This window comes from Streptomyces sp. NBC_01142, assembly GCF_026341125.1.
Classification (GTDB): domain Bacteria; phylum Actinomycetota; class Actinomycetes; order Streptomycetales; family Streptomycetaceae; genus Streptomyces.
This window is the reverse complement of sequence record NZ_JAPEOR010000002.1, coordinates 2,015,368-2,039,354: the sequence shown is the minus strand read 5'-3', so window position 1 is coordinate 2,039,354 and position 23,987 is coordinate 2,015,368. Positions and strand designations below refer to the sequence as shown.

The following is a 23,987-nucleotide window of genomic DNA, read 5'->3' as shown; positions in this document are numbered from 1 at the left end:
ACGCGTCACCGCGCGCGGACGAACCCCACATCCGGTCCGCTGCGACGGAGCGCCGGGGAGGACTGCATCAAGTGACCACCAAGCGACGGACGATCAGAGCATCTGCGGTGCTCGTGGCTCTGGCCACGACCACCGCGACGGCCGCGGCGTTCACCAGCGCCCAGGCCGACAACCAGGGGACGTCGGATCCGGCCGGTATCGAGCGCCATGATCCGGCTCCGGGCAAGGGCCATGTCGAGCACGACCTCGAGGGTCCGTTCAGCAAGCAGCAGGAACAGCAGCGCCAGGCGGCGCTGGAGCAGGTCATAGCCGGCGACGCGACCGTGCAGCAGCGCGGCGCGTCCAAGGTCGTCAAACTCGACAACAAGAAGTACGTCGAGCTCGGCCGGGAGAAGACGGACAAGATCTTCACGATCCTGGTGGAGTTCGGCGACAAGGTCGACGACACCACGATGTTCGACCCGGACGGTCCGGAAGGACCCGAGGCGCCGGTCAAGAAGTACGCCGGTACGCCCGGCCCGCTGCACAACAAGATCGCCAAGCCGGACCGCAAGACGGACAACTCCACGGCCTGGCAGGCGGACTACAACCAGAAGCACTTCCAGGACCTCTACTTTGGCACCGGCAAGGACAAGAAGGGCAAGCCGAAGGAGTCGCTGAAGACCTACTACGAGAAGACCTCCTCGGGCCGGTACTCGGTCGAGGGCAAGGTCTCCGACTGGGTCAAGGTCGACTACAACGAGGCCCGCTACGGCTCCAACTACTGCGGCGACACCAACTGCTCCAACGTCTGGGACACGGTCAAGGACGGCGTGACCGCCTGGGCCGCCGACCAGAAGGCCAAGGGCCGTACGGACGCGCAGATCAAGGCGGACCTGTCCGCGTACGACCAGTGGGACCGCTACGACTTCGACAACGACGGCAACTTCAACGAGCCCGACGGCTACATCGACCACTTCCAGATCGTCCACGCGGGCGAGGACGAGTCGGCCGGCGGCGGTGCCCAGGGCACCAACGCGCTGTGGGCGCACCGCTGGTACGCGTACGGCACGGACGCCGGCAACACCGGCCCGGCGAACAACAAGTCCGGCGGTACCCAGATCGGCTCCACCGGCATCTGGGTCGGCGACTACACCATGCAGCCCGAGAACGGCGGCCTCGGTGTCTTCGCCCACGAGTACGGTCACGACCTGGGTCTGCCCGACCTGTACGACACCTCGGGCAAGGGCGAGAACTCGACCGGCTACTGGTCCCTGATGTCGGCCGGCTCCTGGCTCGGCACCGGCAAGGACTCCATCGGCGACCTGCCGGGCGACATGACCGCCTGGGACAAGCTGCAGCTGGGCTGGCTCAACTACAGCAAGGGCAAGGCGGCGACGAAGTCCACCCACAAGCTGGGTGTGGCGGAGTACAACACCAAGAACCCGCAGGCGCTCGTCGTCGAGCTGCCGAAGAAGCCGGTCACCACGACTGTCGTGAAGCCCGCAGAGGGCTCCAAGCAGTGGTGGAGCGACATGGGTGACGACCTCAAGAACACCCTGTCCCGCCCGGTGGACCTGACCGGCAAGGCGAAGGCGTCCCTGGAGCTCTCGGGCTGGTGGGACATCGAGGCCAACTACGACTACCTCTACGCAGAGGTGTCGACGGACGGCGGCGCCAACTGGACGCCGGTGGACGGCACGGCCGACGGCAAGCCGGTCACCCGTGACGCGGGCGACAAGCCGGCACTGACCGGTGCGTCGGGTGCGTACAAGAAGCTGGCGTACCCGCTGGACGCGTACGCAGGCAAGAAGGTCGACGTCCGCTTCCGCTACCAGACGGACGGCGGCGCGGGCGGCAAGGGCTTCGCGGCGGACGCGCTGAGCGTGGTCGCGGACGGCAAGCCGCTCTTCAGCGACAACGCCGAGGGTGACGACGCGGGGTGGACGTCGAAGGGCTTCTCCCGCATCGGCGAGTCCTTCACCAAGGAGTACGAGCAGTACTACCTGGCCGAGAACCGTCAGTACGTGTCGTACGACAAGACCCTCAAGGTCGGTCCGTACAACTTCGGCTTCAAGGCGCCCAAGGACGGCTGGGTCGAGCACTACCCGTACCAGAACGGCCTGATGGTCTGGCTGTGGGACACCTCCCAGAAGGACAACAACACCAGCGCCCACCCGGGCCAGGGTCTGATCCTTCCGGTCGATGCCCACGCCAAGCCGCTGAAGTGGGCGGACGGCAAGCTGATGCGGAACAAGATCCAGTCGTTCGACTCGCCGTTCAGCCGGTACCGGACGGACGGCTTCACGCTGCACAACGCGGACACGGCACTGCGGATCAAGCCGCAGTCGGGCAACCCGGTCTTCGACGACCGCAAGGGCGTGTACTGGGACGCGGAGAACCCGACCGCGAGTGTGAAGGTAACTGACACCAACACCAAGATCTCGATCGTGAACGAGCCGGCGAGCGGCCAGACGATCACGGTCAAGGTTGGTCCATCGGTCAAGTAATTCGTGTTATCGCAGGTCAGACCATGATCGGCCGTCGCCCTCTAGCGGGCGGCGGCCGATCGTGTTTAGGTGCGTCTACGAGGTCCTTATTGACATGCCATCTCACGGGGGAGTGGTTCAGCATGCCCGGCGGAGGTTTCAGCAAGTTGCCGAACGGCAGTGTGGTGGTCGCGCTCAGCCTGCCCAGCCCGGTCGGCGACGGCGCGACGGCGCGGTTCCTGGTGCATGCCGTGAACCGGGCGAGGGCGCTGACGCGGCTGCGGAATCTGGGCATGCGGGCGGTGTATCTGCGGGGCAACGCGGAGCCGCCGACGCCGGACGAGATCACGGCGGTGCTGCACCATCCGGACGGCCTGCTGTGGCGCACGCAGCCGGAGGAACTCTGGCACCCGATAGGCGCACTGCTCCGCCCGGCTCCCCAGCCCCAGCCCTGACCCGGGCCCGTGGCGCGGGGTCCTGTCCGGTGCGGGCACCCGGTTCGGGAAGGGCCGGGGTGAGGACCCCGGTCACACCACCGGCTTGCCGGTGAGCTCCACACCCGCGCGCCGCATCTCCTCCAGTGCCCTCTCCGTCGTCTCCACCGACACCCCCGCCGTCAGGTCCAGCAGGACATGCGTCGTGAAGCCCTCCCGCGCCGCGTCCAGCGCCGTCGCCCGCACGCAGTGGTCCGTCGCGATGCCGACCACGTCGACCTCGGTGACCTTCCGCTCCCGCAGCCACTGCGCCAGCGTGGAGCCGTTCTCGTCCGAGCCCTCGAAGCTGCTGTACGCGCCCGTGTACGCCCCCTTGTCGAAGACCGCGTCGACCGCGCCGGACGCGACCGCCGGCGCGAAGTTCGGGTGGAAGCCCACTCCCTCCGTACCGGCGACGCAGTGGGGCGGCCAGGAGCGGACGTAGTCCGGGTTGTCGGAGAAGTGGTCGCCCGGCTCGACGTGGTGGTCGCGGGTGGCCACCACATGGCTGTAGCCGGGCTGGGCCTGTCCGATCAGGTCCGTGATGGCGGCAGCGACATCGGCACCCCCCGACACCGCGAGGCTGCCGCCTTCGCAGAAGTCGTTCTGAACGTCCACGACGATCAAGGCGCGGTGCATGGCGGGTGTCCTTAGGTGGGGAGAGACCGGCGGGCGGCGAGCGATTGTATGAGCGTAGAGACTGGGGCGGCCGTGCGGGAGAGGGCTTCGGGCGCGTTCATACATACTCCGTGGGGATGACCGGCTCGCCCTTGGAGAGCTGGATCGCCGACATGGGCAGCCCGGCGAGCGCCGCGATGTGGCGCTCGCGCGCCGCGTCCAGCGACTCCCGGGCGACGACCTCGCCGCCCTTGACCAGCTCCACCAGCAGCTGCTGGTCCACAAGCCCGGACGGGACGGTGTCGACACCGATCACCTCGGCCTCGGCGACCCCGTACGCGTCCGGGCGCCGCGCCGCCCACTTGCGGCCCCCCACCGAGGTCTTCGCGCCCAGCGACTTCTTCGCCACCGGCTGAAGCGGCGCCTTCGGGTCTGTCGACCGTGCGCGGGCGACCAGCTTGTAGACCATCGAGCAGGTGGGGTGCCCGCTGCCGGTGACCAGCTGTGTCCCCACGCCGTACGCGTCCACCGGCGCCGCGGCGAGCGAGGCGATCGCGTACTCGTCCAGGTCCGAGGTCACCACGATCTTGGTGTTCACCGCGCCGAGTTCGTCCAGCTGCTGCCGCACCCGGTGCGCGACCAGCAGCAGGTCCCCGGAGTCGATGCGTACGGCTCCGAGCTCGGTCCCCGTGATCTCCACGGCGGTGCGGACGGCCTCGGCCACGTCATAGGTGTCGACGAGCAGCGTTGTCCCTCGTCCGAGTGAGTTCACCTGCGCCTGGAAGGCGTCGCGCTCGCTGTCGTGGAGCAGGGTGAAGGCGTGCGCGCTGGTGCCCACCGTCGGGATGGCGTAGCGGAATCCGGCGGCCAGGTCCGAGGTGGAGTGGAAGCCGCCGACGTACGCGGCGCGCGAGGAGGCGACCGCGGCGAGTTCGTGTGTGCGCCGGGCGCCCATCTCGATCAGCCTGCGCCCGCCCGCCGCGGCCGACATCCGCGAGGCCGCCGCGGCGATGGCCGAGTCGTGGTTGAGGATCGACAGGATCACGGTCTCGAGCAGCACACACTCGGCGAAGGAACCCTCGACGCGCAGGATCGGCGAGCCCGGGAAGTACACCTCGCCCTCGGGGTAGCCCCAGATGTCGCCGTTGAAGCGGTACGACGCGAGCCACTGCAGCGTCGGCTCGTCGACGATCTGCTGCTCGCGCAGAAAGGCCAGTACGCCGGCGTCGAAGCGGAAGTTCTCGACGGCGTCGAGCACCCGGCCGGTGCCCGCCACGACGCCGTAACGACGTCCCTCGGGCAGCCTGCGCGTGAAGACCTCGAAGACGGAGCGCCGGTCCGCGGTGCCCGACTGCAGGGCGGCCCGCAGCATCGTGAGCTCGTACTGGTCCGTGAAGAGCGCTGTCGAGGGAACATCCACCGGCAGGCCCAGGTCCGCAGTGTTCATGGCGAGGATGCTACTCCACATCTCGTCAGACTGACGAGATGTGAGGGTCGTTTGTGCGATGCGCCCTCCCGGGTGGCAGCATGGACCAGGTGAGTGTTGCTCCCGTAGAGATCGAACGCCCCGAGTCGGCCGAGGAGACCTTTGCCGTACCCGAGCCGGATGTGCCCTGGGTGACGCTCGTCCACAACGACCCGGTCAATCTGATGAGCTACGTCACCTATGTCTTCCAGGCCTACTTCGGCTACTCCAAGGACAAGGCGCACAAGCTGATGCTCGACGTTCATCACAAGGGGCGCGCCGTCGTCTCCAGCGGCAGCCGCGAGGAGATGGAGCGTGACGTGCAGGCGATGCACGGATACGGACTGTGGGCGACGCTCTCCCAGGACCGCAACTGATGTCCGGGCACTTCGAGCAGATCCCCGGCGGCGGCGCTGCCGTCGCGCTCGACGACGTCGAGATCTCCATCCTGCGCTCGCTCGCCGTCCAGCTGCTCGAGCTGATCGGGCCCGGCGACGAGCGGGTCGAGGGCGAGGACCCGCTCGCCGCGCTGTTCACCGAGGGCCCCAGCGAGCCGCCGTCCGATCCGGCGCTGGCCCGGCTGTTCCCGGAGGCGTACGGCGGCCCGGACGCCGATGCGGAGGACGACGAACTGCGCGCCGCCTCCGCGGAGTTCAGGCGCTTCACCGAAACCGACCTGCGCTCCCGCAAGCGGGATGACGCGCTCGCGGTCGTCCGCACCCTGGACTCGACGACCGCCGCGGGCGAGGGCGGTGCCGTCCTCAAGCTGACCGCCGACGACTGCCTGCACTGGCTCGGTGCGCTCAACGACCTGCGGCTGACCATCGGTACCCGCCTCGAGGTCAGCGACGAGGACGAGAGCGGCGATCTCTACCGGCTGCCGGACTCGGACCCGCGCAAACCGATGGTGATGGCCTACCTCTGGCTCGGTGCGCTCCAGGAGACGCTCGTCGAGACCCTGATGTCCTGAGAGACGTCAGAGATGTCGGAGTCGTCAGAGACGTCCCGGGACGTCTCCCGAGAGGCCTCCCGGAGATGTCCTGAGACCGACGTCCCGGTGTCCTGAAGTGTTCGCTCAACGGACACTCAAATCCGGATAACGATCCCGTCACCACAACGGCATGGTTTGCGATGCCGAGAGCCCTTTGTCCGCTTCTTTCTGTGGCGTACGCCACATCGCCCCCCGTGGATCATGTGACGGCCGTGATAAATCTTCACGACCGCCGGGGACGCCACCCATGTTCCTGGGGGCGCTTGGGCCGGCAGACCGCCGGTAGCACTCCATTCACATCCGGGGGGATCAGGACCTGGTCCGCAGTCGCGCGGCAGATGCAGCGGACGCGGATCGGCATGGAGAAAGGGCGCATCACCATGACCTCACTGCAGGTCGACAAGCACGACGGCAATGAGGCCGCGGGGTCCGCGGCAGGCGCGGACGAGGGTTACCAGCGCGGACTGGGTGCTCGTCAGATCCAGATGATCGCGATCGGCGGCGCCATCGGCACCGGCCTCTTCCTCGGCGCGGGCAAGGGCATCTCCAAGGCCGGCCCCAGCCTCATCCTGGCCTACGCCATTGCGGGCCTGGTCATCTTCTTCATCATGCGGGCCCTGGGCGAGCTGCTCATGTACCGCCCCGTCTCGGGATCCTTCGCCGAGTACGCGCGTGAGTTCGTCGGTCCCTTCGCGGGCTTCGTCACCGGCTGGACGTACTGGCTCTTCTGGGTCGTCACCGGCATCACCGAAGTCACCGCGGCCGCCACGTACATGACGTACTGGTGGGACATTCCGCAATGGCTCTCCGCGCTGGTCTTCACCATCATCCTGTACGGCGCGAACCTCATCTCCGTGAAGCTCTTCGGTGAGCTGGAGTTCTGGTTCTCGATGGTCAAGGTGACGGCCATCATCGGCATGATCCTGATCTGCGCCGGTGTGCTCACGATCGGCTTCTCCGACGCCGGTGACACCGCGTCCGTCACCCACCTGTGGGCCGACGGCGGCTTCTTCCCCAAGGGCATCGGCGGCACGCTGATGACCCTGCAGCTCGTGATGTTCGCCTTCCTCGCGGTCGAGCTGGTCGGCGTCACCGCCGGCGAGTCCAAGGACCCGGAGAAGACCCTCCCCAAGGCCATCAACACCGTTCCGTGGCGTATCGCCGTCTTCTACGTCGGCGCGCTGATCATGATCCTGTCGGTGGTGCCCTGGACCCACTTCCAGCCGGGCATCTCGCCGTTCGTCGCCGCCTTCGAGAAGATGGGCCTCGGCATCGGCGCCGCGATCGTCAACTTCGTCGTGCTGACGGCCGCACTCTCCTCCTGCAACTCCGGTATGTACTCCACCGGCCGCATGCTGCGTGACCTGGCGCTCAACGGGCAGGGCCCGAGGGCCTTCACCAAGCTGACGAAGAACGGCCTGCCGCTGATCGGCACGACCTTCTCCGCCGCGCTGATGCTGGTCGGCGTCTGGATCAACTACAAGGCTCCGGGCGAGGCGTTCAACTACGTCGTCTCCTTCGCGACCATCTCCGGCATGTGGGCCTGGATCATGATCCTGGTCAGCCAGATCCGCTACCGGGCCAAGGCGGACCGCGGTGAGCTGCCGCAGTCGACCTTCAAGGCGCCCGGCGCCCCGTACACCAGCTGGTTCGCACTGCTCTTCATCGGCATGGTCATCGTGATGATGGGCATCGACAAGGACGCGCGGATCTCGCTGTACTGCGCGCCGCTGTGGGGCCTGCTCCTCGCCGTGTCGTACCTGGTCCTGAAGAAGCGCAACCCGCAGGGCGCGGCTTTCGCCAAGCGCTGACGCGTAAGCGTCCCGTCCAGCATTCGGGCCGGTCCGTACCACTCCTCGGTACGGGCCGGCCCTTCTGTTTATCCTGATCCCCATGCTGACCCTCACCCAGGCCCTGTTCGACCAGATCGTCGCGCACTCCCGCGCCGACCACCCCGACGAGGCCTGCGGCATGGTCGCGGGCCCCGAGGGCAGCGGCCGGCCCGAACGCTTCATCCCCATGCTGAACGCGGCCCGCTCACCCACGTTCTACGAGTTCGACTCCACGGACCTGCTGAAGCTCTACCGCGAGCTGGACGACCGCGACGAAGAGCCGGTGATCATCTACCACTCGCACACCGCGACCGAGGCGTACCCGTCCCGTACGGACATCAGCTACGCCAACGAGCCGGGCGCCCACTACGTCCTGGTCTCCACCGCCGACACCGATGACGCGGGCCCCTTCCAGTTCCGCTCGTTCCGCATCGTGGACGGCGAAGTCACCGAGGAAGAGGTCAAGGTCGTAGAGGCATACTGAGCACGACCTTTGAGGCGGCAGGACCCAGGAAGCCGGTGTGAATCCGGCACGGTCCCGCCACTGTGACCGGGCGCTGCCCGGAAGCCAGGAACTGGCCTGCCGCCTTTTCTTCCACCACCCAGGGGACGCGGAAATCCCCGGAGGAGGCCACGCCATGTCCAGGCGTCATGCTGCGCTCATAGCCGTCACACTCTTCCCGCTCGCCGCCTGCGGCGGCACCACCACGGAGGCGAAGCCCGACGCGAAGGCCGCGCCCGGCTTCCCGTACACCGTCTCCAACTGTGGGGTGAAGACGACCTACCAGGCCCCGCCCGAGCGGGTCGTCACCATGAACCAGCACGTCACCGAGGTCATGCTCGAACTGGGCCTGGCGAAGTCCCTGGTCGGCACGGCCTATCTCGACGACCGTGTGCTGCCGCGCTACGAGAAGGCGTACAAGAGCGTCCCCGTGCTCGCCAAGGAGTACCCCGCCAAGGAGAAGCTCCTGGCCGCCAACCCCGACTTCGTCTACGGCGGTTACGCCAGCGCCTTCGACGCCAAGGACGGCCGCAGCCGCGACGACCTCAAGGCCGCCGGCATCAACACCCGCCTCAACCTGGAGAACTGCGCCAACGGCAGCACCTCCATGGACGACGTCTACCAGGAGGTCGCGGAGGCCGGCCGCACCTTCGGCGTTCCCGACCGCGCCGGGAAGTGGATCGCCGCGGCCCGTGGGACCGTCGCGGCCACCGCCACCGAGCTCAAGGACGTCAAGCCGGTCTCCGTCTTCGTCTACGACAGCGGCGACAAGACCGCCTTCACCGCGGGCGGCAAGGGCATCGGCAACGAGATGATCAACCGCGCCGGGGGCCGCAACGTCTTCGCCGACATCGACAAGTCGTTCGGCGACGCCACCTGGGAGCAGGTCGTCGCCCGCAAGCCCGAGACCATCGTCATCTACGACTACGGCTCCACCACCGTCGAGCAGAAGAAGCAGCGGCTGCTGGACGACCCGGTGCTCAAGGACGTACCCGCGATCAAGAACAAGCGCTTCGCGGTGCTGCCGCTGTCCGACGCGGTGCTGGGGGTACGGGCCCCGGCCGCCATCGCAAAGCTGGCGCAGCAGATCCACCCCGAGCTGAAGAAGTAGCGCCCGCCGTGGGCCGCGCGACCCCGCCCGCACGCGGGCGGCTCCGCTACACCCTTGTCCTGGGCGGGCTGGCTCTCGCTCTCGCCGCCGCCGTCGTCGCCGGTCTCGCACTCGGATCCGTACGCATCCCGCCCGCCGACGTCCTCACCATCCTCACCGGCGGCGCGGACCCGAGCCCCTTCCGCACGATCGTGCTGGACGTACGGCTGCCGCGCGTGCTGCTCGGCGCGGTCGTCGGCGCCGGGCTCGCCGTCGTCGGCACGGTCCTCCAGGCGCTCGTACGCAACCGGCTCGCCGACCCCTTCCTGCTCGGCATCTCGTCGGGGGCCTCGGTCGGTGCGGTGCTGGTGCTCGTCCTCGGCATCGGCGGCGGGATCACCACCACGGTCGCCATGCCGGCCGCGGCGTTCGTCGGCGCGCTCCTTGCGATGGTGCTCGTCTACACCCTGTCCCGCACCGGCGGCACGATCACCGGCGGCCGGCTCGTGCTGGCCGGGGTCGCCGTCTCGTACATCCTCTCCGCGCTCACCACCCTCGTACTGGTCGTCTCCGGCCGCCCTGAGCACTTCCAGGAGGCGATGTTCTGGACGCTCGGCGGACTCGGCAGCGCCCGCTGGGAAAGCCTGCTGGTGCCCGCCGCCGTACTCGCCGTCGGCATCACCCTGCTCACCGCGCTCGCCAGGCCGCTGGATCTGCTGCTGGTGGGGGAGGAGGGCGCGACGGTCCTCGGCCTGGACACCTCACGCTTCCGCGCCGCCGTCTTCGTCCTCGCCTCGCTGCTCACCGCGGTGATGGTGGCGGTGAGCGGGGCCGTCGGCTTCGTCGGGCTCATGGTGCCGCACGCGGCCCGGATGGCGGTCGGGGCCGGTCATCGCACGCTGCTGCCCGTGGCCGCGCTCGGCGGGGCGGTGGCCCTGGTGGTGGCCGACCTCGCCGCCCGTACGGTCGCGGCCCCGCAGGACATCCCGGTCGGCGTGCTCACCGCGCTGACCGGCGGCCCGCTGTTCCTGTGGCTGATGCGCCGCCGCCCGGAAGGATCCCTCGTATGACCTCCCGTACGACTGCTCGCACGACCGCCGGGCTCTCCGCCGGGCTCTCCGCCGGGCTCTCGGCCGAGGCGGCCGCCGGGCCGACCGCCGCCCTGAGTGTCGAAGGCCTGTCGTACGGGATCGACGGTCGCACCCTCGTCGACTCCGCCGACCTGACGGCGGCCCCCGGCGAGACGGTGGGCCTGGTCGGTCCCAACGGCAGCGGCAAAACGACACTGCTGCGCTGCGTGTACGGCACCTTGCGCCCCACCCGCGGCCGCGCCCTCCTCGACGGTGACGATCTCCACACCATGGGCCCCAAGGCCCGCGCCCGGCGTATCGCGACCGTCCCGCAGGAAGGGCAGGCGGAGTTCGAGCTGACCGTCCGCGAGGTCGTCGCCATGGGCCGCTCCCCGCACAAACGCTTCTGGGAGGCTGACACGGCGACGGACGCGGATCTGGTGAGCAAAGCCCTCGCCCGGGTCGGCATCGAGCCCGCCGTGGCCGACCGCGCTTTCCGCTCACTCTCCGGCGGGGAGCGGCAACGGGCCCTGGTGGCACGGGCGTTGGTGCAGGACCCCGCCCTCGTCGTCCTCGACGAGCCGACGAACCATCTCGACATCCGCTACCAGCTCGAGATCCTCACCCTGATCCGCACCCTGGGCACGACGAGTCTGCTGGCGCTGCACGATCTGAACCTCGCGGCGTACTACTGCGACCGTCTGTATGTGCTGCGGGCCGGCCGGATCGTCGCCTCGGGCACTCCCGCAGACGTCCTCACGCCGGAGCTGCTGTCGGCCGTCTACGAGGTCAACGCCGAGGTCACCACGCATCCGACGACGGGCTGCCCCTCGATCACCTATCTCCCGTAGTCCAGCTGGTGAGCATGAGATGTCCACCATGCGGGATCACATTCCGGAACACGGACCGGGAATCGATACGATGACCGCATGGTTTTCCACGACGTGAGCGACAAGACGCCGAGCACTGTGCTGCTCGTGGCGCGGCTGCACGTCGACCTGTGCCGCCTCGCCAGCGCCATGTGTACGTGCCCCGCCGCGTTCTGACCACGGACGGCCCGAGCGCACCACCGCACCACCCCTCGCGCGGGGGTCCCAGAGCCGCGCGCCCCTCATGCCCCCGCCACACGCCCGACAGGAGCCCATGCCATGGCCATCGAGGTCCGCATCCCGACCATCCTCCGCACCTACACCGACGGCGCCAAGGCCGTCGAGGGCAGCGGTGACACCCTCGCTGATCTCTTCGCCGACCTCGAGTCCCGCCACACCGGCATCCGGGAGCGCATCGTCGACGGCGGCCAGCTGCGCCGCTTCGTGAACGTCTACCTCAACGACGAGGACGTCCGATTCCTGGACGGCATCTCCACCAAGCTGACCGACGGCGACAGCGTCACGATCCTCCCGGCAGTGGCCGGCGGCATGGTCTGATGCGGTACGACTCCCCGCTGGCGGCGGTCGGCAACACGCCGCTGGTGCGCCTCCCGCGGCTGTCCCCGTCGGACGACGTCCGCATCTGGGCCAAGCTGGAGGACCGCAACCCCACCGGCTCGATCAAGGACCGCCCGGCGCTCCACATGATCGAGCAGGCGGAGAAGGCCGGCCGTCTGAAGCCGGGCTGCACGATCCTGGAGCCGACCAGCGGCAACACCGGCATCTCGCTGGCGATGGCGGCGAAGCTCAAGGGCTACCGCATCGTGTGCGTCATGCCGGAGAACACCAGCGAGGAGCGCCGTCAGCTGCTCGCCATGTGGGGCGCGGAGATCATCCCCAGCCCGGCGGCGGGCGGCTCCAACACGGCGGTACGCGTCGCCAAGGAGATGGCGGCCGAGCACCCGGACTGGGTGATGCTCTACCAGTACGGCAATCCGGACAACGCGGGCGCGCACTACGCCACGACGGGCCCGGAGATCTTCGCGGATCTCCCCTCCATCACCCACTTCGTGGCGGGCCTGGGCACCACGGGCACGCTGATGGGCGTGGGCCGCTTCCTGCGGGAGCACAAGCCCGACATCAAGATCGTCGCCGCGGAGCCGCGCTACGACGACCTGGTCTACGGCCTGCGCAACCTGGACGAGGGCTTCGTCCCCGAGCTCTACGACGCCTCGGTCCTGACGACCCGCTTCTCCGTGGGCTCGGCGGACGCCGTCACACGCACCCGTGAACTCCTCCAGCAGGAGGGGATCTTCGCCGGCGTCTCGACGGGCGCGGCCCTGCACGCGGCGATCGGCGTGGGCAGGAAGGCGCTCAAGGCGGGCGAGCCGGCGGACATCGTCTTCGTGGTCGCGGACGGTGGCTGGAAGTACCTGTCGACGGGCGTCTACACGGCAGCGACGACGGAAGCGGCCATCGAAACGCTCCAGGGCCAGCTCTGGGCGTAGGGGCGTAGGGGCGTAGGGCGGGGGCGCGGAGGTGCAGCCCCTGCCCGGAACACGGCGCCTGTCCACCCGCCCGTCCCTCGGGAGGTGCGGGGCGGCGCCCGCTGCCACCCACCCGCCCGTTGCTCTGGGGTACGGGCGCCCGGAGGGCCGGCCGCCCCACCCCGTCACACCGCGAGGTGCCGGACCTGGTCCCAGACCGTGGGGTCCACCACGCCCACCCGGCGCCGGAACTCCCACATCGCGACCTCGCGCAGCTCCGCCGTCTCCAGGAAGCTCGGCCTGCCGTGGGCGTCGCCCACCGTCCCCGGCGGCAGCGAGATCACTCCCGCCTTCTCGTCGCGGTACTTGCTCGTGATCTTCGCGACCAGCGCCGTGCCGTTCTGGGCGCCACGTACGCCCCGGACGCCGCGTACCCCGCGCGCGCCCCGTACCGACAGCACCAGGCACGGCCTGTCCTTCGACCCGTGCCCGTCCTCGTACGGCACATCCGCCCACCAGATCTCGCCCGGCTGCGGCCTCCGTTTCGGCCCGCGCCGCGGGCCGGTCGGCCGGCCCGGCGGACGGGCACGCCCGCCGGGCCGGCGGCTCCCGCTCCGGCCCCGCCCGTCCACCACCGCGGCGACCAGCGCGATCACCACCACGGCAAACACAGCGAGCCACCACGACGTGTCCATACCCAGACGGTACCGGCGCACCGGTCGGCATGCGCGCCTTCCGCACCGCCTCCCGTCCCGGCCCGCGCACGCCGTCCCACCCGCGCCCCCCGAACCGGTGACAACGCAGGTGAGTTCCCCCACAACAGCCTGCGACCAAGGAGCGACCAGGCCTTTCGCGCCTTACGCTCGACAGACCGCACGACCTTCCCCCAGCCCTCCTCGTCAACGGAGGTTCAAGCTCCATGAAGCTCACCGTCGTCGGCTGCTCGGGGTCGTTTCCGTCCGCGGAATCGGCCTGCTCGAGCTACCTCGTAGAGGCCGACGGCTTTCGGCTGCTCCTCGACATGGGCAACGGCGCCCTGGGCGAGCTCCAGCGCCATGTCGGTCTCTACGACCTCGACGCCATCTTCCTCAGCCACCTCCACGCGGACCACTGCATCGACATGTGCGGGTACTTCGTCGCCCGCTACTACCGCCACGACGGCGGCCGCTGCGACCCTCTCCCGGTCTTCGGCCCCGAGGGCACCGAGCAGCGGCTCATCACCGCCTATGCGGACACCCCCTCCCCCTCCGCCATGAGCGAGGTCTTCGACTTCCGCACGCTGAAGTCCGGCAGCTTCGACATCGGCCCGTTCTCCGTCCGTACGGAGAAGGTGCACCACCCGGTCGAGGCGTACGGCATCCGTCTGGAGCACGCCGGCAAGGTGCTCACGTACTCCGGTGACACCGGTGTCTGCGAGGCCCTGCACGAACTCGCCGACGGCAGCGATCTGTTCCTGTGCGAGGCGTCCTTCACGCACGGCAAGGAGGACATCCCCGACCTCCACCTCAACGGCCGCGAGGCCGGGGCGCACGCGCAGCGCGCGAGGGCCGGCCGGCTCGTGCTGACCCACATCCCGCCGTGGACCGACCCCCGGCAGAACCTGGCCGACGCGCGCGCGGTGTACGGAGGCCCGACCGAGATCGCCGTTCCGGGCGCGGTCTACGAGGTCTAGCGCTGTGACCGCATGAGCTCGCCGGGTTGGCGGTTGGAGCGGTTGGAGCGGTTGGACGGGCGGTGACGTCGTTCCGACCGCTGGAGGTGTGGTGGCCGAGCCTGTGCGGGTGTGAAGACTGACCGATCAGGAAGGGCAGAAGCTTCAGCAGATCGTGCGCCGGGGCAGTACCGGCTCGGTGCGCTGTCGCCGGGCGATGATGCCATTGGCATCTGCCGGCGGGAACCGGGTGCCGGTGATCGCCCGGCTTGTCCAGGCCGACGAGGACACGTGCGGGATGTGATCCACCGGTTCAACGAGATCGGCCTGGCCCGCCTGGACCCTCAGTGGGCGGGAGGCCGTCCCCGCCTGCTCACCCCTGACGACGAGGGCTTCGTCGTCCAGATGGCCACTACCCGCCCCACCGAGCTCGGCCAGGGCTGAGCCGTCATCTCTGCTCGTGGCGAATCTGCGGCGGGCAGAGAAACCGCATCCGATGATCTCCCGAGGTCAAGAGTGGAGCCGACAGCAATCCTGCCTCGACAAGGAGACCAGATGACTCCACTCACCACGCTCCGGCCCCGCGCGGAGGAGGGCGACACACCGCCCAGCCGCTTCGACGACCATCTCGCGGCACAGCTGCTCGCCCAGCGGATCGTCCTCCTCGGCTCACAGGTCGACGACGTGTCGGCCAACCGGGTGTGCGCGCAGCTGCTGCTGCTGTCGGCGGAGGACCCGCGCACCGACATCAGCCTGTACATCAACAGCCCCGGCGGGTCGGTCACCGCGGGTCTCGCCATCTACGACACCATGCGGCTCATCCCGAACGACGTCTCGACGCTGGCGATGGGGTTCGCCGCCAGCATGGGCCAGTTCCTGCTCACCGTGGGGGCGCCCGGCAAGCGGTTGGTGCTGCCGAACGCGCGGATCATGATGCACCAGCCCTCAGCGGGCATCGGTGGCACCGCCGCGGACATCGAGATCCAGGCGGAGAACCTCCAGTTCACCAAGAAGGCCGTCGAGCGGATCACCGCCGAGCACACCGGGCAGAGCGAGGAGACGATCGCGCGGGACGGCGACCGGGACCGCTGGTTCACGGCCGAGCAGGCCAGGGAGTACGGGATCGTGGACCGGGTGGTGGAGTCGCTCGCCGACATCCGCCCGGCCGCGTCGCGCCGACGGATGGGGTTGTGACATGGGGTCGTACACGGTTCCCTACGTCATCGAGCGGACCGCGCAGGGTGAGCGGTCCTACGACGTCTTCAGCCGGCTGCTGAACGAGCGGATCATCTTCCTCGGCACCGAGATCGACGACGGGGTCGCCAATGTGGTCATCGCGCAACTCCTGCATCTGGAGTCGGCGAACCCGGAGCACGAGATCTCGATCTATCTCAACTCGCCCGGTGGATCGTTCACTTCGCTGATGGCGATCTACGACACGATGACGTTCGTGCAGGCGCCGATCTCCACGTTCTGCGTCGGTCAGGCGGCGTCGACGGCGGCGGTGCTGCTGGCCGGCGGAGATCCCGGGCGACGGTTCGTGCTCCAGCACGCGCGGGTGCTGCTCGGCCAGCCGGCCAGCGACGGCCGGCAGGGGACGGTCTCCGACCTCAGCCTCGCGGCCAAGGAGATGGTCCGCATCCGCTCGCAGGTGGAGGAGGTCCTGTCCCGGCACACGCATCACGACGTGGCGACGCTGCGCGCGGACATGGACCGGGACAAGGTGCTCACCGCCGAGGAGGCCGTCGCCTACGGGCTCGCCGACGAGGTGCTGAGCCGACGGCTCGCGTTCGTCTGACCCCGCGCGGCCGTGGCCGAAGGCCGGCGAGCCGGCCGGTACGGCGGTGGTGCGCCCCGTCGTACCGGCCGTCGGTTCGGTCAGGCCGCTCTACCTTCTTGATCGGGTTGGTCCTCCCATTCGTAGGGTGAGGACACCCAGGGGTGTCGGGTGTGGCTATCAGGCTGCTGCCGACGGTGGCTTCCCTCGCTTCGCCGCCCGGCGCCCCACGACGACTCGGCCGCCGATTAGGAAGTGCGAACAAGTCGCTGAGTAGAGCAATGCCGGCGAGGTCGTCCGTGGTACGAACCGTACGAATACGCATGGCAGGAGCGCGATGAGCCGGATATGGGTGGGCATCGACAGCGGCAAGGGCCATCATCACGGCCTTGCGATGGACGCCGACAGCAAGACATTGCTCTCGCGGCGGGTCGCCAACGACGAGCCCGAGCTGCTGAAGCTGATCGGTGACGTCCTCGACCTGGCCGACGGCCGTCAGGTCACCTGGGCCATCGACATGACCGGGGGCGAGCCCGCGCTGCTGCTGGCCCTGCTGGTCAGCCACGGCCAGGAGGTCCTCTACATCCCCGGCCGCCTGGTCAACCGGGCCTCCGACGGCTACCGCGGTGAGGGCAAGACCGATGCCCGCGACGCCTACGTGATCGCCGACCAGGCCAGGATGCGCCGCGACCTGCGGCCCATCCGCCCCGGCGACGAAGCCGCCATCGAGCTCAAGCTGCTGACTGGACGCCGTGCCGACCTTGTCGAGGACCGCACCCGCGTGGTCAACCGCCTTCGCGGCACCCTGATGAGCATGTTCCCGGCCCTGGAACGGGCCCTGGACGTGACCAACGCCGGACCGCTCAAGCTGCTGACGGGCTACCAGACCCCGGCCGCGATCCGCCGCACCGGCACCTCGCGGCTGACCAAGTGGCTGGCCAACCGCAAGGTCCGTAACGCGAGGGCCCTGGCCGAGGCGGCGGTCGGGGCCGCCGAGCGCCAGCACACCTCGATCCCAGGGGAGAAGACCATCGCCAGGCTGGTCCACACCCTGGCCGAGGAGGTGATGACCCTCAACGAGCAGATCTCCGAGATGGACAAGCTCATCGAGGGCCGGTTTCGCGAGCACGAACTCGCCGACATAGTCCAAAGTGTTCCGGGCATCGGCACCGTGCTCGGTGCGGAGTTCCTCGCCGCCATCGGCGGCAGCCTCGACGAGTTCGACTCCCCGGACGCCCTGGCGGCCTTCGCCGGTGTCGCTCCCGCGCCGCGTGACTCGGGCAAGGTCAGCGGCAATCTCCACCGGCCCATGGCATACCACCGGCGATTGCAGCGGGTGTTCTACACCTCCGCGCTGGTCAGCATCCGATGCGATCCCAACTCCCGGAAGTTCTACGACCGCAAACGCGCCGAGGGGAAGAAACACGTCCAGGCCGTGCTCGCCCTCGCCCGCCGACGCGTCAACGTCCTATGGGCCCTGATCCGCGACCGACGGTGCTACCAGGTCGCACCCCCAGTGACACCGGCTGCTTGACAACAACATTAGGAAGCGAGGCAGAGGCCGTCGTACTGCGCCGTGGGCGACGTGCGGCCCCGGCCCACCCGGCTCCGGGCGTACCGGGCCAGCTCGTCCTGGGCGAGCGAGAGCAGGTCGGCGAGGCCGAGCCCGAGGGCCTGGGCGGCGGCCGCGAGCACCTCGGAGGAGGCCTCCTTGCGTCCGCGCTCCAGCTCCGACAGGTACGGCATCGAGATCCGGGCCGCCTCCGCGACGTCCTTCAGCGTGCGCTCCTGGGCGAGCCGCTCGCGCCGCAGCACACCGCCGACGAGGTCGCGCCACAGGGTTTCCCTCGGCGCGGGTGTCTGTGGGGCTCCCGCCGGTCGCTGCGGGGCGCGGGTCGCCCCACCGGAACCGGGCGGCGAGGTCTGCGGGCGCAGGGGGATGACACGGGCTTCGTTCGGCGCATGAGTGCTCACCCCTTCAGCCTAGGGATCCGGGGCGCCGGGGGAGCGGCGTTCTGCCCTGGGTGAAGCCGTGCGGGCGGACTGGAGGTGTCGCGAGCCGGTGAACTTTCCGGTCACAGCACTGGACGCGGGGCTGGGCGCGCTCTGCGAGATCCGAACACGGCCTGCGAGGCCTGCGAGGCCTGCGAGGCCTGCGAAGCCCGCGAGGTCCGGCGACCGGCGCGAAACGCGGGAACAGACCGAAGCCCCTGCCCTCCGTACGGAAGGCAGGGGCTTCGTGCGCGGTGCCCGAATGCCTGAGGCCTACTTCGCCTCGGCCTTCTGCAGCTCGGCGAGCTCCTCGTCGGACTCCCGGCCCGGCGTCGGAAGGTTGAACCTGGTGATCGCGAAGCGGAAGACCACGTAGTAGACCGCCGCGAAGCAGAGGCCGACCAGCGCGAGTCCCCATGGGTTGGACGCGATGCCCAGGTTGAGGAAGAAGTCCACCGCGCCGGCCGAGAAGCCGAAGCCGTCCTTCATTCCCAGCGCCCAGGTCAGCGCCATCGAGACTCCGGTGAGCACCGCGTGGACCGCGTACAGCACCGGGGCGATGAACATGAACGTGAACTCGATCGGCTCGGTCACGCCGGTGACGAAGGAGGTGAGCGCGAGGGAGAACATCATGCCGCCGACGACCTTGCGGCGCTCCGGGCGGGCACAGTGCACGATCGCGAGGCAGGCCGCCGGGAGGGCGAACATCATGATCGGGAAGAAGCCGGTCATGAACTGTCCGGCGCTCGGGTCGCCCTGGAGGAAGCGGGCGATGTCGCCGCTCTTGCCCTCGTAGGAACCGGCCTGGAACCACGGGAAGGAGTTCAGCAGGTGGTGCATGCCGATCGGGATCAGCGCACGGTTGGCGACACCGAAGATGCCCGCGCCGACAGCGCCGGAGCCCACCAGCCACTCACCGAAGTTGTGCAGCCCCGCGCCGAGGACCGGCCAGATCAGGCCGAAGATGATGCCGACGATCAGACCGGCGAAGGCGGAGAGGATCGGGACGAGACGGCGGCCGCCGAAGAAGCCGGCCCAGTCGGGCAGCTTGGTCCGGTAGAACTTCTGGTACAGCAGGGCGACGACTATGCCCATCACCACGCCGCCGAGAACCTTGGCGTCCACCGGGGCCTCGGTCATGACGATCTTGCCGTCGACGACCTTGGCGACCTTGTCCAGGTTGGGGTCGGTGAACGTGGCCAGCACGTGCTTGAAGACCAGGTAGCCCGCGACGGCCGCAAGAGCGGTCGAGCCGTCCGACTTCTTGGCGAAGCCGATTGCGATGCCGACGGCGAACAGCAGTGGCATATTGTCGAGCAGCGCACCGCCGCCGGCTGCCATGTAGCCGGCGAGCTTGGTGACGAAGGCGGGGAACGACTCCTTGCCGAGCATGTCGGGCTGGCCGAAACGCACCAGGAGCGCGGCGGCGGGCAGCACGGCGACCGGCAGCATGAGGCTGCGGCCGATGCGCTGCATGACAGCCATCGCGCCGGCGCCCGTCTTCTTCTTGTCCGCCTCGGGGGCGGCGCTAGCCGTGGACATCAACTTCCTCCTGGGAGTCCCCCCGGCCGGAGGCTGGGGGAGGGCAAGGCGCCGCCAGGGGACATGACACGGGGAGGGCGGCGTCTCAAGGGGAACGCGGCGACCGCCGCGTGGTCTACACCACTCAGTGGTGTAGACCAGTTGTAGCACGTGAGGGTTCTATAAGGAACCTTCGATTTCTGTGGCCTGGATCATAAATTGACATGTACGACATGAGGCCCCGGGTCATGGGGGCCGAGGGTCTTGCGGGGGGTTACGGGGCGGGAGCGGGTGGCTACTTGGTGCTCTCCCGCTCCAGCTCCTGCTCGACCTCCTCCGGTTCGCGACCGGGAGTGGGGATGTCGAACTTCGTGATCGCGAAGCGGAACACCACGTAGTACACGACGGCGAAGCACAGGCCGATCGGAATGATCAGCCATGGCTTGGTGTCCAGATGCCAGTTGACGACGTAGTCGATCAAGCCGGCCGAGAAGGCGAAGCCCGCATGCACCCCCAGCGCCCAGGTGATCGCCATGGACGCACCCGTCAGCAGCGCGTGCACGCCGTACAGCAGCGGCGCCGCGAACATGAAGGAGAACTCCAGGGGTTCGGTCACACCCGTGACGAACGAGGTGAGAGCGACGGAGATCATCAGCCCCATCACCCTCTTGCGGTGCTCGGGACGGGCGCAGTGCGCGATGGCGAGGGCGGCGGCCGGGAGTCCGAACATCATGATCGGGAAGAAGCCCGACATGAACTGGCCCGCCGAGGGGTCCTCGGCGAAGAAGCGCGTCAGGTCACCCTGGACGACCTTGCCGTCGGCCGCCGTGTACTCGCCCGCCTGGAACCAGAAGAACGTGTTCAGGAACTGATGCATGCCGATGGGGATCAGCAGCCGGTTGGCGACACCGAAGATGCCCGCACCCCATGCGCCCAGATCGATCAGCTGCTTGGAGAACCAGGTCAGCGCGTCACCCACTGGCTCCCACAGCAGCCCGAACAGCACCCCGAGGATCACGCAGAGGAACGCCATGATGATCGGGACCAGCCGTCGGCCGTTGAAGAAGCCGAGCCAGTCGACGAGCTTGGTGCGGTGGTAGCGCTGCCAGATCACCGCGGTCAGCAGGCCGATGAGGATGCCGCCGAGGACGCCCGGGTTCTGCGGCTTGCCGTCCGGGAGCAGCTCGGTGACCGTGCCGTCGATCGGGAACGCCTTCAACACATTGCTGTAGACCAGGAATCCGGCAACCGCGGCGAGGGCCGTCGAACCGTCGGCCTTCTTCGCGAAGCCGATCGCGACACCGATGCAGAACAGCAGCGGCAGACCGAAGGCGCCGTCCAGGATCGCCCCGCCGCCCAGCATGAGGACCTTGGAGGTCTTGTCCCAGAACGGTCCGTCCAGAGACGCCGAGAATAGGTTGCCGAGGCTGACGAGCAGACCGGCGGCAGGCAGAACCGCCACCGGGAGCTGGAGGCTGCGGCCGACCTTCTGCAGCCCCTGGTACAGCCCGTTCCGCCACGTCCGCTGCGGCGCGGCAGCGCTGTCGGAGCTCATCGACGTCCTCCCGGAACGAGCCAGGTTTGGCAGCTGTAGCAGACTGGTGTAGACCAGTCGGGGCACGGCCCCGGAACCGCTCGCGGGACAGGGCTCTGGTGATCGTCATCATTCGGTATGAGACGGTTACCCGCCCGCGAAGATGGGCCAACCGTGCGTTACCGTGACGAAGCGGACCAATGGTGGGCCGAGGCAGCGCTCAGCGCTCTTGAAACGCAGGGAGAAAGACATGGCCAGCAAGGCTGAGAAGATCGTCGCCGGGCTCGGTGGAATCGAGAACATCGAAGAGATCGAGGGCTGCATCACCCGCCTCCGTACCGAAGTTGTCGACCCCGGCAAGGTCGACGAAGTCGCCCTCAAGGCCGCCGGCGCACACGGCGTCGTCAAGATGGGCACCGCGATCCAGGTCGTCATCGGCACCGACGCCGACCCCATCGCCGCGGACATCGAAGACATGATGTGACCTCAGCCATGTCCGACTCAGCCCGTATGAGCCGCTGAGCTCAGCCGCCGGAGGGCCCCGTTCAGGCCGGAACGGGGCCCTTCCGCACAGCCGCTAGGCTCGACGGCATGTCTCGAATCGACGGCCGCACCCCCGAACAGCTCCGCCCGGTCACCATCGAACGCGGATGGAGCAAGCACGCCGAGGGCTCCGTCCTCATCTCCTTCGGCGACACCAAAGTCTTCTGCACCGCGTCCTTCACCGAAGGCGTCCCGCGCTGGCGCAAGGGCAGCGGCGAAGGCTGGGTCACCTCCGAGTACTCGATGCTGCCGCGCTCCACCAACACCCGCGGCGACCGCGAATCCGTACGCGGCAAGATCGGCGGCCGCACCCACGAGATCAGCCGTCTCATCGGCCGCTCGCTGCGCGCCGTCATCGACTACAAGGCCCTCGGCGAGAACACCATCGTCCTCGACTGCGACGTCCTCCAGGCCGACGGCGGTACGCGTACGGCCGCGATCACCGGCGCGTACGTCGCCCTCGCCGACGCCGTCGCCTGGGCCCAGGGCAAGAAGATCGTCAAAGCCGGCCGCCAGCCGCTCACCGGCACCGTCGCCGCCGTCAGCGTCGGCATCGTCGACGGCATCCCGCTGCTCGACCTCTGCTACGAGGAAGACGTGCGCGCCGATACCGACATGAACGTCGTCTGCACCGGCGACGGCCGCTTCGTCGAGGTGCAGGGCACCGCCGAGGCCGAGCCCTTCGACCGCAAGGAGCTCAACGCCCTCCTCGACCTGGCCACCGGCGGCTGCGCCGACCTCGCCGCGATCCAGCGCGAGGTGCTCGGGTAAGCAGGCCGGGCAATCAGGCCGGGCAATCAGGCCGGGCAATCAGGCCGGGCAATCAGGCCGGGCAATCAGGTAAAGAAGCAACCAAGAGCGCCCCGTCGGGCGTCGTTACACTCACGGGCGCACGGGCCGAACCGTGCGCCCGTCCGTATTTGGGGAGGACCGTTCCATGTCTGCGCGCCGCCGCATAGCCCTCACGCTCGCCACCGCCGCTCTGGTCGTACCGATCACCGCCGGCTGCGGTGCTCTCGACAAGGCCCTCGACTGCGCCCGTACCGCCGACGCGATCGCCACCAGCGTCGACAAGCTCCAGCAGTCCGTCTCCAGCGCCGCCGAAGACCCGCTCAAGGCCGAGCAGGCCCTCGACGACATCGACAAGGAGCTCAAGGACCTCGGCGACAAGACCGACAACGCCGACCTGAGCAAGGCCGTCGACGACCTGGGCACGGGTGTCGACAACGTCCGCAAGTCGATCGAGGGCGGCGACAGCACCCCGGACATCACGCCGGTCACCGACGCGGCGACGGAGATCGGCAAGGTCTGCACGCCCGGATAATCGAGGGCATGACCCGTCTGATTCTCGCCACCCGCAACGCCGGGAAAATCACCGAACTCAAGGCCATCCTCGCCGACGCGGGCCTGCCCCACGACCTCGTCGGCGCGGAGGCCTACCCCGACATCCCCGATGTCAGGGAAACCGGCGTCACCTTCGCCGAGAACGCACTCCTCAAGGCCCACGCCCTGGCCCGGGCGACCGGCCTCCCGGCCGTCGCCGACGACTCCGGCCTCTGCGTCGACGTCCTCGGCGGCGCGCCCGGCATCTTCTCCGCGCGCTGGGCAGGCCGTCACGGCGACGACACCGCCAACCTGAACCTGCTGCTCGCCCAGCTCGCCGACATCGACGAGGCGCACCGGGGAGCCCACTTCGCGTGCGCGGCGGCCCTGGTGCTCCCGGACGGCACGGAGAGGGTGGTGGAGGGCCGACTGCTCGGCAGCCTGCGGCACAGCCCCTCGGGCACGGGCGGCTTCGGCTACGACCCGATCCTCCAGCCGGAGGGCGAGACGCGTACCTGCGCGGAGCTGACTCCCGCGGAGAAGAACGCGATCAGCCACCGGGGCAAGGCGTTCCGGGCACTGGTCCCGGTGGTACGTGAGCTGCTGGGCTGAACGCTGACACGCAACAATGGCCTGCGAATCGAACCTCTTGATTCGCAGGCCATTCATCGTGCGGCGGAAGGGATTCGAACCCTCAAGCCCTTTCACAGGCCACAGATCCTAAGTCTGCTGCGTCGCCGTTGCGCCACCGCCGCCAGCCGCCTGCCATGGTACCGGGGCA

At 68.9% G+C, this 23,987-nt stretch carries 26 protein-coding genes, 1 tRNA gene, 1 pseudogene and 1 riboswitch; of the genes and pseudogenes, 21 read left to right on the top strand and 7 right to left on the bottom strand.

The annotated features are described in order from the left end of the window. Nucleotides 1-71 precede the first annotated feature (71 nt). Both OG883_RS26745 and OG883_RS26740 read left to right on the top strand, forming a co-directional pair. Nucleotides 72-2,489 carry an immune inhibitor A domain-containing protein gene (locus OG883_RS26745; protein ID WP_266545636.1) on the top strand — a complete coding sequence of 806 codons (2,418 nt, stop codon included), beginning with the start codon at nt 72-74 and terminating at the stop codon, nt 2,487-2,489. A 122-nt stretch (nt 2,490-2,611) separates the two neighbouring features. Further along, entirely contained in the window at nt 2,612-2,923 is a 312-nt protein-coding gene (locus OG883_RS26740) for a hypothetical protein (RefSeq protein ID WP_266545633.1), read from the top strand. Nucleotides 2,924-2,995: 72 nt separating this feature from the next. Here the strand turns inward: OG883_RS26740 and OG883_RS26735 are convergent, their stop codons facing one another. Both OG883_RS26735 and OG883_RS26730 read right to left on the bottom strand, forming a co-directional pair. Beyond that, nucleotides 2,996-3,580, bottom strand: coding sequence for a nicotinamidase (locus OG883_RS26735; protein WP_266545631.1), 585 nt, complete (start codon nt 3,578-3,580; stop codon nt 2,996-2,998). 97 nt (nt 3,581-3,677) lie between these two features. Beyond that, nucleotides 3,678-5,006, bottom strand: a complete 1,329-nt coding sequence (locus OG883_RS26730) for a nicotinate phosphoribosyltransferase (protein WP_266545629.1) — start codon at nt 5,004-5,006, stop codon at nt 3,678-3,680. 80 nt (nt 5,007-5,086) lie between these two features. Here OG883_RS26730 and clpS point away from each other — a divergent pair, with 80 nt between their 5' ends. The 10 genes from clpS (at nt 5,087) to OG883_RS26685 (ending at nt 12,886) form a co-directional block, all read left to right on the top strand. Continuing rightward, complete coding sequence (clpS, locus tag OG883_RS26725) at nt 5,087-5,401, top strand: ATP-dependent Clp protease adapter ClpS (protein WP_266545628.1); 315 nt, start codon at nt 5,087-5,089, stop codon at nt 5,399-5,401. Continuing rightward, the gene (locus OG883_RS26720; RefSeq protein WP_266545625.1) at nt 5,401-5,994 is read left to right on the top strand and encodes a DUF2017 domain-containing protein; all 594 of its coding nucleotides are present in this window, start codon (nt 5,401-5,403) and stop codon (nt 5,992-5,994) included. The genes clpS and OG883_RS26720 overlap by 1 nt, the downstream gene beginning before the upstream one ends. A gap of 401 nt (nt 5,995-6,395) precedes the next feature. Continuing rightward, complete coding sequence (locus tag OG883_RS26715) at nt 6,396-7,826, top strand: amino acid permease (RefSeq protein WP_266545623.1); 1,431 nt, start codon at nt 6,396-6,398, stop codon at nt 7,824-7,826. 82 nt (nt 7,827-7,908) lie between these two features. Continuing rightward, nucleotides 7,909-8,331 carry a M67 family metallopeptidase gene (locus tag OG883_RS26710; RefSeq protein ID WP_266545622.1) on the top strand — a complete coding sequence of 141 codons (423 nt, stop codon included), beginning with the start codon at nt 7,909-7,911 and terminating at the stop codon, nt 8,329-8,331. Continuing rightward, nucleotides 8,317-8,446, top strand: a riboswitch (cobalamin riboswitch). (Overlaps the previous gene by 15 nt.) A gap of 39 nt (nt 8,447-8,485) precedes the next feature. Beyond that, the gene (locus OG883_RS26705) at nt 8,486-9,460 is read left to right on the top strand and encodes an ABC transporter substrate-binding protein (protein WP_266545619.1); all 975 of its coding nucleotides are present in this window, start codon (nt 8,486-8,488) and stop codon (nt 9,458-9,460) included. Between the two features lie 8 nt (nt 9,461-9,468). Then, nucleotides 9,469-10,509 carry an iron ABC transporter permease gene (locus OG883_RS26700; RefSeq protein WP_266545616.1) on the top strand — a complete coding sequence of 347 codons (1,041 nt, stop codon included), beginning with the start codon at nt 9,469-9,471 and terminating at the stop codon, nt 10,507-10,509. After that, nucleotides 10,506-11,360 carry an ABC transporter ATP-binding protein gene (locus OG883_RS26695; RefSeq protein ID WP_266545615.1) on the top strand — a complete coding sequence of 285 codons (855 nt, stop codon included), beginning with the start codon at nt 10,506-10,508 and terminating at the stop codon, nt 11,358-11,360. The genes OG883_RS26700 and OG883_RS26695 overlap by 4 nt, the downstream gene beginning before the upstream one ends. Nucleotides 11,361-11,438: 78 nt before the next feature. Continuing rightward, nucleotides 11,439-11,555, top strand: a complete 117-nt coding sequence (locus OG883_RS46840; protein WP_323180983.1) for a putative leader peptide — start codon at nt 11,439-11,441, stop codon at nt 11,553-11,555. 102 nt (nt 11,556-11,657) lie between these two features. Then, complete coding sequence (locus OG883_RS26690; RefSeq protein ID WP_266545613.1) at nt 11,658-11,936, top strand: MoaD/ThiS family protein; 279 nt, start codon at nt 11,658-11,660, stop codon at nt 11,934-11,936. Then, nucleotides 11,936-12,886 (top strand): PLP-dependent cysteine synthase family protein, encoded by a 951-nt coding sequence (locus OG883_RS26685; protein ID WP_266545610.1) that lies wholly within the window; start codon nt 11,936-11,938, stop codon nt 12,884-12,886. Before OG883_RS26690 ends, OG883_RS26685 begins: the two co-directional genes overlap by 1 nt. 164 nt (nt 12,887-13,050) lie before the next feature. Here OG883_RS26685 and OG883_RS26680 read toward each other — a convergent pair whose 3' ends face one another. After that, nucleotides 13,051-13,560, bottom strand: coding sequence for a type II toxin-antitoxin system PemK/MazF family toxin (locus OG883_RS26680; protein WP_266545607.1), 510 nt, complete (start codon nt 13,558-13,560; stop codon nt 13,051-13,053). 224 nt (nt 13,561-13,784) lie between these two features. Here OG883_RS26680 and OG883_RS26675 point away from each other — a divergent pair, with 224 nt between their 5' ends. The 5 genes and pseudogenes from OG883_RS26675 to OG883_RS26655 all read left to right on the top strand — a co-directional run bounded on the left by OG883_RS26675 (nt 13,785) and on the right by OG883_RS26655 (nt 17,827). Beyond that, nucleotides 13,785-14,537: an MBL fold metallo-hydrolase gene (locus OG883_RS26675; RefSeq protein ID WP_266545605.1), complete on the top strand. Its 753-nt coding sequence runs from the start codon at nt 13,785-13,787 to the stop codon at nt 14,535-14,537. 118 nt (nt 14,538-14,655) lie between these two features. Beyond that, nucleotides 14,656-14,954, top strand: a pseudogene (locus OG883_RS26670) (transposase); the annotation flags it as partial. Nucleotides 14,955-15,071: 117 nt separating this feature from the next. Next, nucleotides 15,072-15,710: an ATP-dependent Clp protease proteolytic subunit gene (locus OG883_RS26665; protein ID WP_266545603.1), complete on the top strand. Its 639-nt coding sequence runs from the start codon at nt 15,072-15,074 to the stop codon at nt 15,708-15,710. A 1-nt stretch (nt 15,711) separates the two neighbouring features. Next, nucleotides 15,712-16,314, top strand: a complete 603-nt coding sequence (locus OG883_RS26660) for a ClpP family protease (protein ID WP_266545601.1) — start codon at nt 15,712-15,714, stop codon at nt 16,312-16,314. Nucleotides 16,315-16,630: 316 nt separating this feature from the next. Beyond that, complete coding sequence (locus OG883_RS26655; RefSeq protein ID WP_266539015.1) at nt 16,631-17,827, top strand: IS110 family transposase; 1,197 nt, start codon at nt 16,631-16,633, stop codon at nt 17,825-17,827. 8 nt (nt 17,828-17,835) lie between these two features. On the opposite strand, the gene OG883_RS26650 is transcribed toward OG883_RS26655, so the two are convergent. From OG883_RS26650 to OG883_RS26640, 3 genes are all read right to left on the bottom strand, one after another. After that, nucleotides 17,836-18,267 (bottom strand): helix-turn-helix domain-containing protein, encoded by a 432-nt coding sequence (locus OG883_RS26650; RefSeq protein WP_266545599.1) that lies wholly within the window; start codon nt 18,265-18,267, stop codon nt 17,836-17,838. 291 nt (nt 18,268-18,558) lie between these two features. After that, the gene (locus tag OG883_RS26645) at nt 18,559-19,827 is read right to left on the bottom strand and encodes a PTS transporter subunit EIIC (protein ID WP_266545598.1); all 1,269 of its coding nucleotides are present in this window, start codon (nt 19,825-19,827) and stop codon (nt 18,559-18,561) included. A 274-nt stretch (nt 19,828-20,101) separates the two neighbouring features. Continuing rightward, nucleotides 20,102-21,361: a PTS transporter subunit EIIC gene (locus tag OG883_RS26640; RefSeq protein WP_266545597.1), complete on the bottom strand. Its 1,260-nt coding sequence runs from the start codon at nt 21,359-21,361 to the stop codon at nt 20,102-20,104. Between the two features lie 142 nt (nt 21,362-21,503). Between OG883_RS26640 and OG883_RS26635 the strand changes: the two genes are divergently transcribed. The 4 genes from OG883_RS26635 to rdgB all read left to right on the top strand — a co-directional run bounded on the left by OG883_RS26635 (nt 21,504) and on the right by rdgB (nt 23,818). After that, complete coding sequence (locus OG883_RS26635; protein ID WP_323180982.1) at nt 21,504-21,824, top strand: PTS glucose/sucrose transporter subunit IIB; 321 nt, start codon at nt 21,504-21,506, stop codon at nt 21,822-21,824. Between the two features lie 107 nt (nt 21,825-21,931). Continuing rightward, nucleotides 21,932-22,654 carry a ribonuclease PH gene (rph, locus tag OG883_RS26630; protein WP_266545594.1) on the top strand — a complete coding sequence of 241 codons (723 nt, stop codon included), beginning with the start codon at nt 21,932-21,934 and terminating at the stop codon, nt 22,652-22,654. Nucleotides 22,655-22,820: 166 nt separating this feature from the next. Further along, the gene (locus tag OG883_RS26625; RefSeq protein WP_266545593.1) at nt 22,821-23,207 is read left to right on the top strand and encodes a hypothetical protein; all 387 of its coding nucleotides are present in this window, start codon (nt 22,821-22,823) and stop codon (nt 23,205-23,207) included. Between the two features lie 8 nt (nt 23,208-23,215). Next, nucleotides 23,216-23,818 (top strand): RdgB/HAM1 family non-canonical purine NTP pyrophosphatase, encoded by a 603-nt coding sequence (gene rdgB / locus OG883_RS26620; protein WP_266545592.1) that lies wholly within the window; start codon nt 23,216-23,218, stop codon nt 23,816-23,818. 59 nt (nt 23,819-23,877) lie between these two features. On the opposite strand, the gene OG883_RS26615 is transcribed toward rdgB, so the two are convergent. Then, nucleotides 23,878-23,961, bottom strand: a tRNA-Leu gene (locus OG883_RS26615). Nucleotides 23,962-23,987 lie beyond the last annotated feature (26 nt).

Coding starts and splice junctions, on each gene's coding strand:
- OG883_RS26740 (WP_266545633.1), top strand. CDS start 2,612: ATGCCCGGCGGAGGTTTCAGCAAGTTGCCGAACGGCAGTGTGGTGGTC.
- OG883_RS26735 (WP_266545631.1), bottom strand. CDS start 3,580: ATGCACCGCGCCTTGATCGTCGTGGACGTTCAGAACGACTTCTGCGAA.
- OG883_RS26730 (WP_266545629.1), bottom strand. CDS start 5,006: ATGAACACTGCGGACCTGGGCCTGCCGGTGGATGTTCCCTCGACAGCG.
- clpS (WP_266545628.1), top strand. CDS start 5,087: ATGGACCAGGTGAGTGTTGCTCCCGTAGAGATCGAACGCCCCGAGTCG.
- OG883_RS26720 (WP_266545625.1), top strand. CDS start 5,401: ATGTCCGGGCACTTCGAGCAGATCCCCGGCGGCGGCGCTGCCGTCGCG.
- OG883_RS26715 (WP_266545623.1), top strand. CDS start 6,396: ATGACCTCACTGCAGGTCGACAAGCACGACGGCAATGAGGCCGCGGGG.
- OG883_RS26710 (WP_266545622.1), top strand. CDS start 7,909: ATGCTGACCCTCACCCAGGCCCTGTTCGACCAGATCGTCGCGCACTCC.
- OG883_RS26705 (WP_266545619.1), top strand. CDS start 8,486: ATGTCCAGGCGTCATGCTGCGCTCATAGCCGTCACACTCTTCCCGCTC.
- OG883_RS26695 (WP_266545615.1), top strand. CDS start 10,506: ATGACCTCCCGTACGACTGCTCGCACGACCGCCGGGCTCTCCGCCGGG.
- OG883_RS46840 (WP_323180983.1), top strand. CDS start 11,439: ATGGTTTTCCACGACGTGAGCGACAAGACGCCGAGCACTGTGCTGCTC.
- OG883_RS26690 (WP_266545613.1), top strand. CDS start 11,658: ATGGCCATCGAGGTCCGCATCCCGACCATCCTCCGCACCTACACCGAC.
- OG883_RS26685 (WP_266545610.1), top strand. CDS start 11,936: ATGCGGTACGACTCCCCGCTGGCGGCGGTCGGCAACACGCCGCTGGTG.
- OG883_RS26680 (WP_266545607.1), bottom strand. CDS start 13,560: ATGGACACGTCGTGGTGGCTCGCTGTGTTTGCCGTGGTGGTGATCGCG.
- OG883_RS26675 (WP_266545605.1), top strand. CDS start 13,785: ATGAAGCTCACCGTCGTCGGCTGCTCGGGGTCGTTTCCGTCCGCGGAA.
- OG883_RS26665 (WP_266545603.1), top strand. CDS start 15,072: ATGACTCCACTCACCACGCTCCGGCCCCGCGCGGAGGAGGGCGACACA.
- OG883_RS26660 (WP_266545601.1), top strand. CDS start 15,712: ATGGGGTCGTACACGGTTCCCTACGTCATCGAGCGGACCGCGCAGGGT.
- OG883_RS26655 (WP_266539015.1), top strand. CDS start 16,631: ATGAGCCGGATATGGGTGGGCATCGACAGCGGCAAGGGCCATCATCAC.
- OG883_RS26645 (WP_266545598.1), bottom strand. CDS start 19,827: ATGTCCACGGCTAGCGCCGCCCCCGAGGCGGACAAGAAGAAGACGGGC.
- OG883_RS26640 (WP_266545597.1), bottom strand. CDS start 21,361: ATGAGCTCCGACAGCGCTGCCGCGCCGCAGCGGACGTGGCGGAACGGG.
- OG883_RS26635 (WP_323180982.1), top strand. CDS start 21,504: ATGGGCCAACCGTGCGTTACCGTGACGAAGCGGACCAATGGTGGGCCG.
- rph (WP_266545594.1), top strand. CDS start 21,932: ATGTCTCGAATCGACGGCCGCACCCCCGAACAGCTCCGCCCGGTCACC.
- OG883_RS26625 (WP_266545593.1), top strand. CDS start 22,821: ATGTCTGCGCGCCGCCGCATAGCCCTCACGCTCGCCACCGCCGCTCTG.
- rdgB (WP_266545592.1), top strand. CDS start 23,216: ATGACCCGTCTGATTCTCGCCACCCGCAACGCCGGGAAAATCACCGAA.